Below are 17,352 nucleotides of genomic sequence, written 5' to 3' on the forward strand. Positions count from 1 at the left end.
CGGCGGGAGCTTCGGCGGCGGGAGCCGGTGCGGGTGCTGCGGGTTCGGCGGCGGCCGGAGCGGGTGCGGCGGCGGGAGCGGATGCCTCGCCGGCGTCACCGATGACGGCGAGCTCGCCGCCGATCTCGACGGTGTCGTCTTCCTGGGCGACAATCCTCACCAGGACACCTGCAGCGGGGGACGGGATTTCGGTGTCGACCTTGTCCGTGGAGACTTCGAGCAGGGGCTCGTCGACTTCGACCGTGTCTCCTTCCTGCTTGAGCCATCGCGTGACAGTTCCCTCGGTGACGCTCTCACCAAGCGCTGGCATCTGGACGGAGAAGGCCATGTCTGTTGACTCCTCGACGGTTGTTTCGTGTGTGTTGAGTTGTACCGACTCGTGGTCGTCCGACCATTGTGTGGTCGTTGACTATTGTGCTCGAGCCCGAGGACTCGTGCGGGTACTTCGGTAGTGCATACGGTCCACACCCGCGCGAGGCATGGCCTCGACCATCCTTGCACTGATCACTTCGTGGCGTTCGGCGAGGGGCACGTCACGTTGCACCGCGTGTGCCTTTCGGGGCCTCGGGGCACCCGAAAGGCACACGTTCGATCAGCCGTTGGCGGCGATGTCCTCGATGACCGCGAACATCGTGCGCACGGGCACGCCGGTCCCGCCCTTCCCGATGTAGCCGAACGGGCTGCCGGTGTTGAACGCCGGACCGGCCACGTCCAGGTGAGCCCACTGCACGCCTTCGGCGACGAACTCCTTCAGGAAGATCGCGGCCGCCGACATCCCGCCCCACCGGTGCGGGGTGACGTTCGCCAGGTCCGCGACCCGCGAGTTCAGGTCGGCGCGCAGTTCCGCAGGCAGCGGCATCGCCCAGCCGTTCTCGCCGACGGACCGTGACAGTTCCGCGACCCGGTCACGGAACTCGTCGGTGCCCATCACACCCGGGGTACGGGTGCCGAGCGCGACCATCTGCGCGCCGGTCAGTGTCGCGGTGTCGATCAGGTAGTCGGGTTCGTCCTCGCAGGCACGCACGATCGCGTCGGCCAGGATCAGGCGACCCTCCGCATCGGTGTTGATGACCTCGACCGTGGTGCCGCCGTACTGCGTCAGCACGTCGCCGGGGCGCTGCGCGGTCGACGACGGCATGTTCTCGGCCATCGGGACGGTCGCGGTAACGTCCGCGGCCACCCCGAGCTTCGCGGCGAGCACGACGGTGGCGATCACCGCGGCCGCACCGCCCATGTCGGAGGTCATGTTCTCCATGCCCGCCGCCGGCTTGATGGAGATGCCGCCCGTGTCGAACGTGACGCCCTTGCCGACCAGCGCGACCTTCGGCGCCTTGCGCTTCTTCGACGAGTAGCTCAGCCGCACCAGCCGCGGCGGACGCGACGAACCCTGCCCGACGCCGACGATGCCGCCGAAGCCCTGCTTGGCGAGGGCCTTCTCGTCGAGCACCTCGACCTTCAGTCCCGCCGCGGTGCCGAGTGCCTTTGCACGGTCGGCGAACTCGGCCGGGTACAGGTGACTCGGCGGGGTGTTGACGAACTCGCGGGCGGTGGCGACGGCCTCGGCGATGGCGGTCGCGCGGGTCAGCGCGGCCTTGGCGTCGCGGGCCCGGGGTGAGGCCACCAGGAACTCGATGCGGGCCGGCGGGCGCGCATCGGCGCCCGGCGCGGACTTCGCGGATCGGAACTCGGTGAACGTGTACGCGCCGAGCGCGAAGCCCTCGACGGCCGCACCCAGATCCACCGCGGACAGCGTGGTCGCGACGACCTCGACACCGGTCAGTGCCCGTGCCGCGGCACCCGCGGATCGGCGCACCTGCTCCGCGTCGATCTTGTCGGCGGCACCGAGCCCGACCGCCAGCACGCTCGTCACCGTCAGCGTGGCCGGGGCGGGCACCCGGGTCAGTTCCTCGGACTTGCCGGTCGCGCCGACTGCGGTCGCGGCGTCGAGCAGGTCGCCGAGTACGGTCTCGTCGACGAGTCCGCCGCCGAGCAGCGCCTCGGGTCCGTCGTCTCCTGACGTCAGTCCGATCACGAGGACATCGGCTCGTTTCGAGACGGACCCGGCGAGAACGAGTTCCGGGAGGGTGGGAGCGGGGGCACTCACGGGCATCTCCTATGCACTAGGTGTGATTGCGTCGATGCTAGTGATCGTCGGGTCCGAAGCCGTGGAGGCGGTCCCGTCCCGCGACGTGGGATACCGTCATGCGACATGAGCGACCAGCAACTTCAGCAGGGCCCGATCCACGCCGTCCACGTCGAACTGGGTGCGACGTTCGCTCCGTTCGGCGGGTGGGAGATGCCCGTCTCCTATGCGGGGACGGTCGCCGAGCACACCGCGGTCCGCGAGAACGTCGGCCTGTTCGACGTGAGTCATCTCGGCAAGGCGCTGGTTGCCGGTCCGGGCGCCGCACAGTTCGTCGATGCGGCGCTGACCAACGACCTGTCCAAGATCGGGCCGGGCAAGGCCCAGTACACGCTGTGCTGCACAGAATCCGGAGGAGTCACCGACGACCTCATCGTCTACTACGTGTCGGACGACGAGCTGTTCCTCGTGCCGAACGCCGCGAACACCGCGGCGGTCGTCGCGGCCCTCGCCGAGGTCGCGCCCGCCGGCGTCACCGTGACGGATCAGCATCGCGACCACGCCGTGTTCGCGGTGCAGGGACCGAAGTCCGCCGACATCCTCACCGGTTTGGGACTGCCCACCGACATCGAGTACATGGCATTCGTCGACGCCGAATGGAACGGCGTGCCGGTGCGGGTGTGCCGCAGCGGATACAGCGGTGAACGCGGTTTCGAGCTGCTGCCGCGCTGGGCCGACGCCGAGGCGCTGTTCCGTGCGCTCGTGGCCGCGGTGCAGGCCACCGGTGGGCAGGTCGCCGGGCTCGGCGCCCGAGACACGCTGCGCACCGAGATGGGCTACCCGCTGCACGGGCACGAACTGTCGACGACGATCTCGCCGCTGCAGGCTCGATGCGGTTGGGCCGTCGGCTGGAACAAGCCGGAGTTCTGGGGCCGGGACGCGTTGCTCGCGGAGAAGCAGGCCGGGCCTGCACGCCGTTTGTGGGGTCTGCGTGCCCTCGATCGCGGGGTCCTGCGCCAGGACCAGACGGTTCTGCGCGACGGTGAGCCGGTGGGCGAGACGACCTCCGGAACCTTCTCGCCGACCCTCAAGGTGGGGATCGCGCTCGCGTTGATCGACAGCGCCGCGGGCCTGACTGCCGGCGACGAGGTGGCCGTGGACGTCCGGGGCCGGTCGCTGCGTGCGGAGCTGGTGACCCCGCCGTTCGTCGAGGACCACACCAAGTAGGGGTGCACGGGCGTTCGATAGGATCGACGTTCATGACCGGTGTCCTCGAATTCGCCCACATCCCGCATCCTTCGCCGACGACCCCTGAGCGTCGGCAGGAGATCCTGTCGAATCCGGGATTCGGGAACTTCTTCACCGACCACATGGTGACGATCACCTACACCGAGGGCACCGGCTGGCACAACGCGACGATCGAACCGTACGGGCCGATCCAGCTGGATCCCGCGGCGATGGTGCTGCACTACGGGCAGGCCATCTTCGAGGGACTGAAGGCGTACCGGCAGGCCGACGGCTCCATCTCCTCGTTCCGGGCGAATGCGAACGCGGCACGGCTCAACCGCTCCGCGGAGCGGCTCGCGATGCCGGCTCTGCCGGAGGAGCTGTTCCAGCGCGCCATCGTCGAACTGCTCGAGGTCGACCACGAATGGGTGCCCGCGGCCGGTGGTGAGGAGTCGCTGTACCTGCGGCCGTTCATGTTCGCCACCGAGCCGGCGCTCGGTGTGCGTCCCGCGAAGGAGTACAAGTTCCTGCTCATCGCGTCCCCGGCGGGCGCGTACTTCCCGCGCGGCGTCAAGCCCGTGAGCGTGTGGCTCTCGCGTGAGTACGTGCGGGCCGCTCCGGGCGGCACCGGTGCCGCGAAGTTCGCGGGCAACTACGCCGCGTCTCTCGTCGCGCAGGCCCACGCCGCCGAGCAGGGCTGCGACCAGGTGGTGTGGCTCGACGCGATCGAGCGCAAGTACGTCGAGGAGATGGGCGGCATGAACCTGTACTTCGTGTACGGGTCGGGTGCCGATGCCCGGCTGGTGACCCCCGAACTGTCCGGGTCGCTGCTGCCCGGCATCACCCGGGAGTCGCTGCTGACCCTCGCGAAGGACTCCGGTCTGTCCGTCGAGGAGCGTCGCATCAGCACCGACGAGTGGCGTGAGAAGGCCGCGTCCGGCGAGATCACCGAGGTGTTCGCGTGCGGCACCGCGGCGGTCATCACCCCGGTCGGCAGCGTCAAGGACGCGAGCGGGGAATTCACCGTCGCCGGCGGCGAGCCCGGCCCGGTGACGATGGCGCTCCGCGACACGCTCACCGGCATCCAGCGCGGCACGTTCGCCGACACCCACGGCTGGATGACGACGCTGCGCGCAGCTCCGTAACCGAACGACGACGCCACGGGCGCGACCGTCAACGACGGTCGCGCCCGTCGTTTCGCTTCAGGGTCGTCTTTCCTTCGGGAATGTCAGATCGCGGCGCCGAGCGCGATCGCGACGGCGGCGACCGTGCCTTCGAGCGCCGCGCCGAGCACATCGCCGTTCACCCCGTCGAAGCGGGCGACGCAGTGCCGGACGAACAGCACCGACAGCGCCAGTGCGCCGAGAACCACGACCGGGCCGAGCCACGGTGTCCCCGGCACACACCACATCGCGGCGACCGCGGCGAGCAGCGGCCAGCCGAGAACGCTCCGCCAGGACTGGGTTCCGGCGACGAGCGCACCGAACCCGCTCCCGGGTGCGGCGACGATCCCGTGCCGACACGCCAGGACCACCGCGACCCGCCCTGCCGCGACCGCGAGCACCACCGCGGGCCACGCATCGGCCTCCGCGAGTGCCCCGAACGACCAGGCCTGCGCCCCGAGCACCACCACCATCGTCGCGACGCCGAACGGGCCCGCCCCACCGGAATGCATGACCTCGCGGGCCCGCTCGGGCGGGCCGTAGCAACCCAGACCGTCGGCGGTGTCGCTCAGACCGTCGACGTGCATGCCGCGGGTGGCCACCGCGAGGAATCCGACGCAGAGCAATCCCGCGAGCGGGGGCGCACAGCCGGCGGTGACCAGCAGCCACAGCATCCCCGCCGCCGCGATGCCGAGCATCACACCGGTGACAGGCGCGGCGCGAATCGCGCGGGCCGCCGCGGACCGGTCGATGTCGGCGGGGCCACGTACCGGCAGCACCGTCAGCCACGACAGTGCGAGCGGCAGCCCGCCCATCACACGTCGCGCGGATCGGGAGCGGTGTCCGTGCCTTCGGGAGCGGTGTCGCGTCCGCTGATGCCGGCCTCGTCGAACGTGGCCATGTGCGCGAGCACGGACACCGCGCCCTGCAGCACCGGCAATGCCGTGACCGCGCCGGTCCCCTCACCGAGGCGCATGCCGAGGTCGACGATCGGATCGAGATTCAGGTGACGCAGCGCGATCGTGTGCGACGGTTCGGCGGACCGGTGACCGGCGACCCACCAGTCGCGGGCGCCGGGGGCCAGTTCCTCGGCGACCATCGCGGCGGCCGTGACGACGACACCGTCGAGCAGCGCGGGCGTGCGCCGAACCGACGCCTGCGCGAGATAGCCGGCCATCGCCGCGAAGTCCGCACCGCCGGCCGTGCGCAGCAGCGCAATGGGGTTGCGGGTGTGCGGACGTGCGCGGCGCATCGCGTCGCGAATCGCGGTGACCTTCCGCATCCAGCCGGCGTCGTCGATGCCGGTGCCGCGGCCGACCGCGGCGACGGGTTCGGTGTTGGTGAGTGTCGCGATGAGCACGGTCGCGGGGGTGGTGTTGCCGATGCCCATGTCGCCGGCGACGAGCAGATCGGCGCCCTCGTCGATCTCCCGGTCGGCGATCGCGCGGCCGGCGGCGATCGCGCGGACCGTCTCGTCGTCGGTGAGCGCGTCCTCCCGGTCGATGGAACCACTGGACCGGCGGATCTTGTACGTCGAGACGGACGGGTCCGTGTCGGTGTCGACGGCGATGTCGACGACGCGCACCGCGGCACCGGCGACGGTCGCGAGGATGTTCACGGCGGCGCCACCGGCGACGAAGTTCGCGACCATCTGCGCGGTCACCTCCGGCGGGTATGCCGAGACACCGTGGCGGGTGATGCCGTGATCGCCGGCGAAGACGACGACCCGGGGCCGCCGGAACGGGTGCGGCGGGACTTCACCCTGGCACGACGCGATCCAGCAGCCGAGGTCTTCGAGCCGGCCGAGCGAGCCGGCGGGCTTGGTGAGTGCGAGCTGGCGGGCGTCGGCGCGTCGACGGATCTCGCGATCGGGGGCGACGACCGGAGGGAAGGTCGCGTCGACCGCGCCGGTCTCGTCGGAGCCGAGGAGGGTCGGCGCGGGTTCGCTGCTCACAGTGCACCTTTCACGGGGGGAATCGGAGTAGACGCTACCAACCGCACGATTGGCAGAAATTCGGCGGGAGATGGCGTTTCGGCCACTGTCGCCGGGGGTGGGGTGGGCGCACGATCGGACCATGCTCGAATTCGCCGTGATCGTCGTCTTCATGCTCGTTGTGGCGATCGGAACCGAACCGGTCGGCCGACGCTACGGAATCGCCACCCGAGGGACGGGCAGGACCTGGATGCGCCTCAACCACTTCCGGCCACAGGACCCCCGGAGATCGGAGGAGCCTGTGGCCGGAGAAGACCGGTTCGTGATGCCGGCGCGCGGCGCACCACACCACTGAAGCCGAATGTCAGACCGCGTCGCCGGGCTTGACACGCGGCAGCGGCGCCCGCAGCTTGCGGATCTGCGAGGCGCGCACGAAGGCGTACCAGCCGAGACCGAAACCACCCTCGGTCGAATCGGGGTAGCGCGCCCGCACCTTCTTGTTGATCATCCGGCCGAGGTAGATGCCCTCGATGACCATCAACAGCATCATCACGAACATCGCGAGCGTGACGTACTGCTGGATGACCGGGCCCAGGAACATGGTGGCGATGAGCACCAGAGCCAGCGGCATGAACATGCCCACCAGGTTCCGGCGGCTGTCGACGAGATCGCGGACATACGCGCGGACCGGACCGCGGTCGCGGGGGAGCAGGAATTTCTCCTCGCCGGCGAGCATGCGGCTGCGTCGCTCGGAGGCGGCGGCACGACGCTCGGCGGCCTGGGTCTTGCGCTCATCCTTCGACATGGACTTGCGCGCGGCTTTCTTGCGTTCGCGGGCCTCTTTCGCCGTCATCGGCGCGGGCGCCACCGGGCCGCGGCGACGGGCCTCGGCTTCGCGGCGCTTGGGCGTCGGCCGTCCCTTGCCCGAGGTCTCCTTGCTGCCGGGCACCGGGGTGCCGGACTGCGCAGGCGTGACCTCGGACGCAGCGACATCGGCGCTGCCGGACGACGATGCGTCCGGGCTGTCGGATTCGTCGGAACTCCCGCGGCGTAGCAGCTTCACCCCTCCAGGCTATGGGATATCGGGACAGGTGGGGAAATCACCCCAGGTCTCGGTCGGTGTCGAGACAGCGCTCATGCCCTGCGGTGGGTGAGGAATAGATGTGCGCGCGGTACCGTTGACACATCGGGGTCGTCTCGACCGATCGATCGACACGACCTTCTGCAACGACTGCTTGAGACGAACGACCAGGGAGCGCCCATGACTGTGCAGGACGAGACCGCCACTCACGGCGTCATCATGACCGAGGCCGCCTCCGCGAAGGCGAAGGCTCTGCTCGATCAGGAGGGCCGCGACGACCTCGCGCTGCGGATCGCAGTGCAGCCCGGCGGCTGCGCCGGACTTCGGTACCAGCTGTTCTTCGACGACCGGTCGCTCGACGGTGATCTCACCGTGGATTTCGCGGGCGTCACGCTCGCTGTCGACCGCATGAGTGCCCCCTATGTCGAAGGCGCGTCGATCGACTTCGTCGACACCATCGAGAAGCAGGGCTTCACCATCGACAACCCGAATGCCACCGGCTCCTGCGCCTGTGGCGATTCGTTCAACTGAGTCCGATCGACAGGGCCCCGGCACCAGAGGTGTCGGGGCCCTGTCGTCGTGTGCGGGTAGCGTGTGAGCTCAGCTTTCCCGACCTCGTCGCGCCATCGTGCCCCGGCGAGGACCGTACTCCGCCCCCGTCGAAAGGCACAGCACCGTGACCATTGCCGTGACCGGCTCCATCGCGACCGACCACCTGATGCGATTTCCCGGCCGGTTCGCCGAGCAACTCCTCGCGGACCAGCTCAACCACATCTCGCTCAGCTTCCTCGTCGACGACCTCGTCGTCCGCAGGGGTGGTGTCGGCGGCAACATCGCATACGCCATGGGTGTGCTCGGAGGCGATCCGGTGCTCGTCGGTGCGGTCGGTGCCGATTTCGCCGAGTACCGGACCTGGCTCGAGGGCAACGGCGTGAACTGTGGATCGGTGGCCGTGTCGACGACCGCCCACACGGCCCGCTTCGTGTGCACCACCGACGAAGACATGGCGCAGATCGCCTCGTTCTATCCGGGCGCGATGTCCGAAGCCCGCAACATCTCGCTTGCCGAGGTCGTGAAAGCACACGGGGTCGATCTGGTGCTCGTCGGCGCCAACGACCCCGCGGCGATGGCCCGTCACACCGACGAGTGCAGGGAACTGGGCGTGCCCTTCGCAGCCGACCCCTCGCAGCAGCTCGCCCGTCTCAGCGGTGACGAGGCCGCCCGGTTGATCGACGGCGCGGCGTACCTGTTCACCAACGAGTACGAATGGGGCCTGCTGCAGCAGAAGACCGGCCTGACCGAGGACGAGATCCGCGCGCAGGTCGGGCTGCGGGTGACGACGCTCGGCGGCGACGGTGTGGAGATCGTCGACGCGGACGGCAACTGGGTACGCGTGGGCGTTGTGCCCGAGCGGGCGAAGGTCGACCCCACCGGTGTCGGCGACGCCTTCCGCGCCGGCTTCCTGCTCGGGCACCGCGGCGGGCTCAGCCTCGAGCGTGCCGCCCAGCTGGGCTGCCTCGTCGCCGTGTACGTGCTCGAGACGACCGGCACCCAGGAATGGATCTTCGACCGTGCCGATGCTCTCAAGCGCCTGACCGACGCATACGGCGAGGTCGCGGCAGAGGAGATCGCGGCGCTGCTGTAGTGCGGCTTCGCCGCCGGTGTGTCTTGTGGCGCCTCCAACCGCCACAAGACACACCGGGCGCGCGGCGTCGCTACAGGCTGACGGGGTAGACCGGCTCCTGGATCTCGGGCGCGATCCGCTTCTCGACGAAGATGCCGTGCCAGACCATGAAGCACAGGACGGTCCAGAGGCGACGGCTGTGATCGGACACGCCGGCGCGGTGCTCGTTCAGCATCCGTGCGACCGCGGCCTTGTCGAAGATGTGGTCGGTGCCCGACTCGGCGATCTGCTCGTGCGCCCACTCGAACAGCTCGGTGCCGGCCAGCCAGTGCCGCAGCGGCACCGGGAAGCCCAGCTTCGCGCGGTGCAGCACGTGCGGGGGAACAATGCCCTCGAGGGCCTGCCGCAGCGCGTACTTGCTCGTCTGTTTCGTGATCTTCTGTTCGAGCGGAATCTGCGACGCCACCCGGAACACCTCGGAATCGAGGAACGGGACACGCAGCTCGAGCGAGTTCGCCATCGTCATCTTGTCGGCCTTGACGAGGATGTCCCCGCGCAGCCACGTGAACAGGTCCAGGTGCTGCATGCGGGCGACGGGATCCCACCCGGCGGACTGCGCGTAGATCGGCGCCGTGACGTCCTGATGGGTCCACTCGGGGCGGAAGTCGCGCAGCACCGACCGCAGCTGCGCGTCGTTGAAGCTGCGCGCATTGCCGTAGTACCGCTCCTCGAGAGGCATCGAGCCGCGATGCAGCAGCGATTTCCCGCGCGTGCCTTCGGGGATCCGCTCGGACAGCTTGCCCGCGGCCCGCCGCAGCCCGGTGGGCAGGAGTTCGAAGGGCTTGAGCGAGATCGGCTCGCGGTAGATCGTGTAGCCGCCGAACAACTCGTCGGCGCCCTCACCGGAGAGCACCACCTTCACGTGCTTGCGTGCTTCCTTGGCGATGAACCACAACGGCACCAGCGCCGGATCGGCGACCGGATCGTCGAGGTACCAGATGATCTCCGGGATTGCCGCGGCGAACTCGGCGGGGGAGACCACGCGCACGATGTGACGTGCCCCGATCGCGGCCGCCGACTCGGCGGCCACATCGACCTCGGAATAGCCCTCACGCGCGAAACCGGCGGTGAACGTGATGAGGTCCGGGTTGTGCCGCTTGGCGAGAGCGGCAATCGCCGTCGAGTCGATGCCGCCGGACAGGAACGATCCGACGGTCACATCGGCACGCATGTGCTTGGCGACGGAATCCTCGAGGGCCTCGGCGATCTCGCGGTAGCGGTCCTGTTCGCGGCCGGCCGCGAACGGCCGTACCGGGAAACGAGGCTCGAAGTAGCGGGTGATCTCGGGGTCGCCGCCGGGCCGGACCCGCGCGTAGCAGCCGGACTCGAGGCGACGGATCTGCCGGTGCAGCGTCTCCGGTTCGGGAACGTACTGCAGCACGGTGTAGTGCTCGATCGCCCGCGGATCGAGGTCGGTGTCGATGCCGATCAGGTCGGTGAGTTCGAGCAGGCTCTTCTTCTCGCTGCCGAACGCGGTTCCGCCCGAGCCGGTCGCCAGGAACAGCGGCTTGATGCCGAACGGGTCGCGGGCCAGGAACAGTTCGCGCGTGTGGGTGTCCCAGACGGCGAACGCGAACATGCCGCGCAGGCGACGCACCGCGTCCGCACCCCAGTGATGGAACGCGGCGACGATCGTTTCGCTGTCGCCTTCGGTCGCGAAGACGGCCCCGTGCTCCTCGGCGAGTTCCTTGCGCAATTCCAGGTAGTTGTAGATCTCGCCGTTGAAGGTCAGGGCGTACCGGTCGGGCTGGTCCTGCGGTCCCCAGCGCAGCGGCTGGTGCGAATGCGCGATGTCGATGATCGACAGGCGGTTGAATCCGAAGATCAGCTCGTCGTCGTGCCAGGTGCCGTGTTCGTCCGGTCCGCGATGGCGTAGGCAGTGCATGGCGGAATCGACCGACGCAACAGCGTCGTCGCTGGTGCCGTCAGTGGTCAGTAACCCGAGCAAGCCGCACACGCGTCCGATACCTCATTCCAGATAGGGAGTGCCGGGCCGCTCGGGAACTTCACCGCGAGCGCCGACGTTCGTCATGTGGAGTATGCCGCAGCAGGATTGCCGCAGCAGTGTGCGGCATGCCCCGAAAGTCGCCGTGACGTCGCCTGTCACCGGGCGCCATGCCGTGCTGCGGCGAGGCAATGTCTCAGGATCGACACGTTCTGTGCGCCCCGAGGGTGGATAGCGCGCCGGTTTGGTCTACGCTGCGTAGTAATTGGGCCTGCCCTCCGGGGTTGCCCTGATGGAATTGCGGCGATCAGGAAGGCGTGAACGTGGCGCAAGGTCGGATCCTTCGGCGGTTCGGGCTCGCAGCATCTCTTGGCATTGCAGCCATGATGTTGACCGGGTGCTCCAGCGAAGAAGTCCTTCGTTTCGGCTGGCCGGAGGGCGTGACTCCCCAGGCCGAGCGTATGCGTGAACTGTGGACGTGGTCGGCTATCGCCGCCCTCGTCATGGGCATTTTGGTGTGGGGCCTGACCTTCTGGGTGGTCATCTTCCACCGGAAGAAGAAGAACTCTCCGGAGTTCCCGCGGCAGACCGCGTACAACGTGCCCCTCGAACTGGTCTACACGGCCGCTCCCTTCGTGGCCGTGTGTGTGCTGTTCTACTTCACCGTCGTGGTCCAGAACTACGTCCTGGAGAAGGAAGACAACCCGAACGTCGTGGTCGACGTCACCGGCTACCAGTGGAACTGGAAGTTCGGTTACCGCACGATCGATCTCGGTGACGGCACCGCCAAGTACGACGGCACCGATTACGAAGCCCAGGAGGCTGTTGCTCAGCCTGAGCGCACTGTCGCCGAGGGTGAGGAGCACGCGTCGGTCCCGCCGATCCACGGGGCGCCTGTCGAAGACCTCTCGTACCTGCACTACGACAAGATCGAGACGATCGGTACCAGCAACGAAGTTCCCGTTCTGGTCCTCCCGACCGGTAAGCGCATCGAGTTCGAGCTCGCCTCGTCCGATGTCATCCACTCGTTCTGGGTTCCCGAGTTCCTGTTCAAGCGGGACGCGGACCCGAACCCGCGGGCGAACAACTCCGATCCGGTCTTCCAGATCTCCGAGATCGAGCGTGAAGGTGCGTTCGTCGGCCGCTGCGCCGAGATGTGCGGTACCTACCACGCGATGATGAACTTCGAGGTCCGCGCGGTGTCGCCGGAGAAGTTCGCGCAGTACATCGAGCTTCGTAAGCCCACCACCGAGGGTGGCCAGGGTCTGAGCAACGCGGAGGCGCTCGAAGCCATCGGTGAGTCGCCTGTCGCGACCTCCACGACCCCGTTCAAGACCGTTCGCACCGACCGTTCGGCCAGCGGCGTCGCGGGCGAGTGACCGAACCCACCATCGACAAGGACAAGTGCTGATATGAAGATCGAAGCCAAGCTCTTCGAGGTCGTGACGGTGTTCTTCCTGCTCGTCGCCATCGTGTACGGAACGTTCACCGGTCTGTCCCGCACGGGTATCGAGTGGGCGGGTCTCACCGCGATCGTGCTCTCGGCAGGCCTGACGCTGATCGTGGGCACCTACTTCCGATTCGTGGCGCGTCGCCTCGACACCCGCCCGGAGGACTACGAGGACGCCGAGATCAGTGACGGTGCCGGCGACCTGGGCTTCTTCAGCGCCGGTAGCTACTGGCCGATCCTGCTCGCGGGTGCCGCGGCCTTCGCGGCGGTTGCCCTGGCGTTCTTCCACCCGTGGATGATCGTGGTGGCGGTCGTCCTGATCCTCGCCTCGGCGGCGGGCCTGGTGTTCGAGTACCACATCGGACCCGAGAAGCACTGACGTAGTACGACTCCGCGCGACGGGCGCCGCACCTCAGGGTGCGGCGCCCGTCGCCGTTCCGGCGTCCGTGAGCTCGGGGGTCCGGGCACGTTCACCCGTGCAGGCAGGACGAGTTCGGGACCCTCGCGGACCTCGAGCGTGTTCCGGGAACGTCCTCGGCGCCCTGTCCACCGGTGCGACACTGGACGAACACGTCCGATGCAGCCCTGGGAGGAGCCCCGCGATGAGTAGCCACCCGGAACACGCCGATCACGGCCACGTCCACGGTGAAGGTTGTGGGCACGTGGCGGTCCCACACGGCGACCACGTCGACTACGTGCACGACGGACACCTCCATCGTGCACACGACGGGCACTTCGACGAGTGCGAAACCACAGGGCATCTGCAACACGAAGGCCACGAGCACGTTCACGGCGAGGGATGCGGGCATGTCGCGGTTCCGCACGGCGACCACGTGGACTATCTACACGACGGGCATCGTCACGCCGCCCACGGCGACCACTACGACGATCACTGAGCCGCACCGCAACCCGCGTGAATCCGGTCTCCTGCGGCCCAGCCGGATGAGCTGTCGCCCGCAGCCGTGACTGTCCGTGGGCCGCTGCCGGAGCGGATCAGCGGGCCGGGCGGGCGGGGGAGCGAAGCGAGTGACGGAAACGGGTAGGGCCCCGAACCGGAATGGTTCGGGGCCCTACCCGTTGTTCTTCGGAGCGGTCCGCGTCAGTGCGTGTGACCGTCGCCCTCGCCGTCACCGCTGCCTGCCTCGAGGCTGTGCACGCGGTTCTGGTAGTCCCGCAGGACCGTCCGCTGCTCGATCTCGGCCTCGTGGTGGGCCGCTTCGAGCGCGGCTGCCTCGTCCGCCGGATCCGGCGAGAGGAAGCTGCCGGCACCGGGCTTGCCGGCACTGCCGAGCCGGTTCATGCGCTTCGGCACCGCGGCACCCTGGTATTCCAGCGGAATCGGGTGGCCGTGCTCGTCCACCGGGCCGAGCGGCTGGTGGATCTCGATGTACTCGCCGTGCGGCAGGCGACGGACGATGCCCGTCTCGATGCCGTGTTCGAGCACCTGGCGGTCGCTGCGCTGCAGGCCCAGGCAGAACCGGTACGCGATGTAGTAGGCGAGCGGCGGCAGGATCACCATGCCGATGCGGCCCATCCAGGTCGTCGCGTTGATCGAGATGTCGAACTTGTACGCGATGAGGTCGTTGACGCACATGAGGGTCAGCACCACGTAGAACGTGATCGCCATCGCTCCGATACCGGTACGAACCGGAACGTCGCGCGGACGCTGCAGCAGGTTGTGGTGCGCGTCGTCCTTGGTGAGGCGCTTCTCGATCCACGGGTAGGTCGTCATCACGACGAAGACCAGGCCCATGATCACCGCGACCCAGAACACCGCCGGAATCGTGTAGCGGCCGAACAGGTAGATCTCCCACGCCGGCCACGTACGGGCCAGACCGTCGGTCCACATCATGTAGAAGTCGGGCTGCGAACCTGCCGACACCTGAGACGGGTTGTACGGGCCGATGTTCCAGATCGGGTTGATCTGCAGCAGACCGCTCATCAGTGCCAGCACCGCGAACGTCATCGCGAAGAACGCACCGGACTTGACCGCGAAGACCGGCAGGATGCGAACGCCGACGACGTTCTGCTCGGTACGGGCCGGTCCGGGGAACTGCGTGTGCTTCTGGTACCAGACCAGCGCGAGGTGCGCGGCGATCAGGGCCAGGATGATGCCCGGGATGAGCAGCACGTGCAGGACGTAGAAACGCGGGATGATCAGCTCGCCCGGGAAGTCGCCGCCGAAGATCGCCCAGTGCATCCACGTTCCGATGATCGGAATGCTCAGGGTGATGCCGGAGAACGCGGCACGCAGGCCGGTACCGGAGAGCAGGTCGTCGGGCAGCGAGTAGCCGAAGAAGCCTTCGAACATCGCCAGGATGAGCAGCAGCGAGCCGATCACCCAGTTCGCCTCACGCGGGCGACGGAATGCGCCGGTGAAGAAGATGCGCAACATGTGGACGATGATCGACGCCGCGAACATCAGCGCTGCCCAGTGATGGATCTGCCGGACGAACAGGCCGCCGCGCACCTCGAAGGAGATGTTCAGGGCCGTTTCGTAGGCGCGCGACATGGTGACGCCACGCAGCGGCGTGTACGCGCCGTCGTAGACGACGTGTGCCAGCGACGGGTCGAAGAACAGCGTCAGGAACACGCCGGAGATGAGCAGGATGATGAAGCTGTACAGCGCGATCTCACCCAGCAGGAAGGACCAGTGGGTGGGGAACACCTTGTTGATCTGGCGCCGAAGACCTGCCGCTACGTGGTAGCGCGAGTCGATGTTCTCCGCAGCTTCGGCGGCGCGGGATGGTGTGGCGGTACTCACGGGCGACGCTCCCAAAATGCCGGGCCGAGGGCTTCGATGAAGTCACCGTTGGCGACGAGGAAACCCTCTTCGTTCACTGTAATGGGCAGCTGCGGCAGAGCGCGAGCAGCAGGTCCGAACAGCGGCTTGCCGTACTCCAGGGCATCGAACTGCGACTGGTGGCACGGGCACAGAATGCGGTTGGTCTGCTGCTCGTACAGCGACGTCGGGCAGCCGAGGTGGGTGCAGATCTTCGAGAAGGCGAAGTAGTCGCCGTAGTTGAAGCTCTCCTGGCCCTTGCGCTTGACAGCGCGCTCGGCGTCCTCGGTGCGCAGACGGATCAGCATCACGGCGTTGCGGATGCCGCGCAGACCGGCGAGCAACGCGTGCTCGTCGCCGCGATCCGATTCACGGAACGGGAAGACGGTCTCCATGCCGCCGGCGTCGAGATCCTCGGGACGCACCAGCACGATGTCGTTGGGGCGACCGGTGTCGCGACGCAGGTAGATGGTCTCGCCCGGGTAGCGCGGCGTCCAACCCGACACCCAGAGCGGGGACTTGTCGCCCTCGGCCCACGGGTTCTTGATCAGGCCACCGAGCGGCATGATCAGGCCCACACCCAGCGCGCCGCCGCCGAAGATCGCCGTGCGCTTGATCAGCTTGCGGCGGGGCAGCGTCGAGGTGTGCAGGGAGTCGGAGAGCTCGGCCACGATCGTCTTGCGATCGACCTCGGACGATCCGCCGTCGTGCCGATCCTGGATCGACACCTCCTCGGGGATGAACTTCTTGGTGAACTGCACCGCGCCCACGCCCACACCGAGGATCGCCAGACCGAGGGTCAGGCCGAGCAGCGGTGTGTACAGGTTGAAGAGGGTGTAGTTCTCCTCGCCCGGGCTCTGGTACTCCCACGGCCAGAAGAGGTAGATGCCGATGAACGCGAGGGCCGCCACTCCGGCGAGCGCGAACCAGAACGCGACGTTGCGTTCGGCGCGCTTCTCCGCGCGGGTGCCTTCGACAGGCCACCGCTCCTTGCGGAACGCGACGTCGACACCGTCGAGGTTGGTTCCGAGTGCGACGAGATCGTCGCGGCTCATCTGATCGAGATTCTCGACCGAGTGCTTGTTGGGCGTTTCGTCGCCACTCATGACCTTGCTCCGATCCACAGTGCAGCGCCGACGACCGCGACGATGCCGACGACCCACATGGCCGGACCCTCGGCACCGGGGCCGAATCCACCCAGTCCGTAGCCGCCCGGGTCGGTCGTCTCGCTGGACGCCTTGACGTACGCGATGATGTCCTTCTTCTCGTCGAGCGTGAGCTGACGATCCGAGAACTTCGGCATGTTCTGCGGGCCGGTGAGCATCGCGGTGTAGATCTGCTGTTCACTGGCCGGATCGAGATTCGGCGCGAACTTGCCGGACGACAGCGCGCCCCCGCGGCCGGTGAAGTTGTGGCACGAGGCGCAGTTCTGGCGGAACAGCTCACTGCCGCGGGCCACGTCGTCGCCGCGCAGCGAGGACTGGGCGATCTCGCCGTTCTCGTCGCGGATCAGGGTGGGGCCGCCGCCGTTGGCCTGGATGTACGCACCGAGCGCGTCGGTCTGCGCAGCGTCGAACTTCGGCTCCTTGCGCAGGGCCTGGGCCTCGTTGCGCGATGCCGGCATACGGCCGGAGGACACCTGGAAGTAGACGGCGGCTTCACCGACGCCGATGAGCGACGGACCGCGGTCCTGGACGCCCTGCAGGTTGACACCGTGGCAGGTGACGCAAGAGGTCTCGTAGAGCTGCTGACCCTTGCGGATCAATGCAACCTGGTCCTCATTCGCGGTCGCCACCTGCGGGGCAGGGGTCAACGCAGACGCGAGGAAACCCGCGCTGAGCAGGCCGAGCGCGAGCACCAGCGCGCCGGTGAGGCGACGACGGAACTTCCGCTGACGGCGGGACCTGGCAGCGGATGCTGCCTCGGACTGACCGGGCATGTCACCTTCGGGTGTGAGAGGTGGGGATGAACTCATCTGTATCCCTTTTTGTATGTCGGGACGGA

Annotated in this window: 17 protein-coding genes; 8 read left to right on the plus strand and 9 right to left on the minus strand. The window is 68.0% G+C overall.

Annotated elements, in window-relative coordinates; genetic code table 11:
* A partial coding sequence (locus tag RZ1_RS17450) for a biotin/lipoyl-containing protein (RefSeq protein ID WP_305793878.1) occupies positions 1–328 on the minus strand: 328 nt, incomplete at its 3' end.
* A 264-nt stretch (positions 329–592) separates the two neighbouring features.
* The gene (locus tag RZ1_RS17455) at positions 593–2,110 is read right to left on the minus strand and encodes a leucyl aminopeptidase (RefSeq protein ID WP_072813770.1); all 1,518 of its coding nucleotides are present in this window, start codon (positions 2,108–2,110) and stop codon (positions 593–595) included.
* Between the two features lie 99 nt (positions 2,111–2,209).
* Between RZ1_RS17455 and gcvT the strand changes: the two genes are divergently transcribed.
* Complete coding sequence (gene gcvT / locus RZ1_RS17460) at positions 2,210–3,310, plus strand: glycine cleavage system aminomethyltransferase GcvT (RefSeq protein ID WP_072813771.1); 1,101 nt, start codon at positions 2,210–2,212, stop codon at positions 3,308–3,310.
* Between the two features lie 32 nt (positions 3,311–3,342).
* The gene (locus tag RZ1_RS17465) at positions 3,343–4,455 is read left to right on the plus strand and encodes a branched-chain amino acid aminotransferase (protein WP_072813772.1); all 1,113 of its coding nucleotides are present in this window, start codon (positions 3,343–3,345) and stop codon (positions 4,453–4,455) included.
* An 83-nt stretch (positions 4,456–4,538) separates the two neighbouring features.
* Here RZ1_RS17465 and RZ1_RS17470 read toward each other — a convergent pair whose 3' ends face one another.
* On the minus strand, positions 4,539–5,288 hold the full coding sequence (locus RZ1_RS17470; RefSeq protein ID WP_072813773.1) for an adenosylcobinamide-GDP ribazoletransferase: 750 nt from the start codon (positions 5,286–5,288) through the stop codon (positions 4,539–4,541).
* Entirely contained in the window at positions 5,288–6,334 is a 1,047-nt protein-coding gene (gene cobT / locus RZ1_RS17475; RefSeq protein ID WP_238072142.1) for a nicotinate-nucleotide--dimethylbenzimidazole phosphoribosyltransferase, read from the minus strand. The genes RZ1_RS17470 and cobT overlap by 1 nt, the downstream gene beginning before the upstream one ends.
* 214 nt (positions 6,335–6,548) lie before the next feature.
* Between cobT and RZ1_RS17480 the strand changes: the two genes are divergently transcribed.
* Positions 6,549–6,761: a hypothetical protein gene (locus RZ1_RS17480; RefSeq protein ID WP_072813775.1), complete on the plus strand. Its 213-nt coding sequence runs from the start codon at positions 6,549–6,551 to the stop codon at positions 6,759–6,761.
* A 9-nt stretch (positions 6,762–6,770) separates the two neighbouring features.
* On the opposite strand, the gene RZ1_RS17485 is transcribed toward RZ1_RS17480, so the two are convergent.
* On the minus strand, positions 6,771–7,469 hold the full coding sequence (locus tag RZ1_RS17485) for a DUF3043 domain-containing protein (RefSeq protein WP_072813776.1): 699 nt from the start codon (positions 7,467–7,469) through the stop codon (positions 6,771–6,773).
* A gap of 198 nt (positions 7,470–7,667) precedes the next feature.
* Here RZ1_RS17485 and RZ1_RS17490 point away from each other — a divergent pair, with 198 nt between their 5' ends.
* Positions 7,668–8,018 (plus strand): HesB/IscA family protein, encoded by a 351-nt coding sequence (locus RZ1_RS17490; RefSeq protein WP_068165112.1) that lies wholly within the window; start codon positions 7,668–7,670, stop codon positions 8,016–8,018.
* A gap of 145 nt (positions 8,019–8,163) precedes the next feature.
* Positions 8,164–9,132 carry a carbohydrate kinase family protein gene (locus RZ1_RS17495; RefSeq protein ID WP_072813777.1) on the plus strand — a complete coding sequence of 323 codons (969 nt, stop codon included), beginning with the start codon at positions 8,164–8,166 and terminating at the stop codon, positions 9,130–9,132.
* A gap of 70 nt (positions 9,133–9,202) precedes the next feature.
* Here RZ1_RS17495 and asnB read toward each other — a convergent pair whose 3' ends face one another.
* Positions 9,203–11,128 (minus strand): asparagine synthase (glutamine-hydrolyzing), encoded by a 1,926-nt coding sequence (gene asnB / locus RZ1_RS17500; RefSeq protein WP_072813778.1) that lies wholly within the window; start codon positions 11,126–11,128, stop codon positions 9,203–9,205.
* Positions 11,129–11,433: 305 nt separating this feature from the next.
* On the opposite strand from asnB, the gene ctaC reads away from it, so the two are divergent.
* The 3 genes from ctaC (at position 11,434) to RZ1_RS17515 (ending at position 13,462) form a co-directional block, all read left to right on the plus strand.
* Positions 11,434–12,495, plus strand: a complete 1,062-nt coding sequence (gene ctaC, locus RZ1_RS17505) for an aa3-type cytochrome oxidase subunit II (RefSeq protein WP_072813779.1) — start codon at positions 11,434–11,436, stop codon at positions 12,493–12,495.
* A gap of 33 nt (positions 12,496–12,528) precedes the next feature.
* On the plus strand, positions 12,529–12,945 hold the full coding sequence (locus RZ1_RS17510) for a cytochrome c oxidase subunit 4 (protein WP_072813780.1): 417 nt from the start codon (positions 12,529–12,531) through the stop codon (positions 12,943–12,945).
* A gap of 223 nt (positions 12,946–13,168) precedes the next feature.
* The gene (locus RZ1_RS17515) at positions 13,169–13,462 is read left to right on the plus strand and encodes a hypothetical protein (RefSeq protein ID WP_072813781.1); all 294 of its coding nucleotides are present in this window, start codon (positions 13,169–13,171) and stop codon (positions 13,460–13,462) included.
* A gap of 203 nt (positions 13,463–13,665) precedes the next feature.
* Here the strand turns inward: RZ1_RS17515 and qcrB are convergent, their stop codons facing one another.
* From qcrB to qcrC, 3 genes are read right to left on the minus strand one after another with little or no spacing between them, the layout of a single operon-like run.
* The gene (gene qcrB / locus RZ1_RS17520) at positions 13,666–15,330 is read right to left on the minus strand and encodes a cytochrome bc1 complex cytochrome b subunit (protein ID WP_072813782.1); all 1,665 of its coding nucleotides are present in this window, start codon (positions 15,328–15,330) and stop codon (positions 13,666–13,668) included.
* Entirely contained in the window at positions 15,327–16,454 is a 1,128-nt protein-coding gene (gene qcrA, locus RZ1_RS17525) for a cytochrome bc1 complex Rieske iron-sulfur subunit (protein ID WP_072813783.1), read from the minus strand. The genes qcrB and qcrA overlap by 4 nt, the downstream gene beginning before the upstream one ends.
* Positions 16,451–17,323 carry a cytochrome bc1 complex diheme cytochrome c subunit gene (qcrC, locus tag RZ1_RS17530; RefSeq protein WP_371306387.1) on the minus strand — a complete coding sequence of 291 codons (873 nt, stop codon included), beginning with the start codon at positions 17,321–17,323 and terminating at the stop codon, positions 16,451–16,453. The genes qcrA and qcrC overlap by 4 nt, the downstream gene beginning before the upstream one ends.
* Between the last annotated feature and the right edge of the window lie 29 nt (positions 17,324–17,352).

The organism is Rhodococcus zopfii NBRC 100606 = JCM 9919, from assembly GCF_001895025.1.
Classification (GTDB): Bacteria; Actinomycetota; Actinomycetes; order Mycobacteriales; family Mycobacteriaceae; genus Rhodococcus; species Rhodococcus zopfii.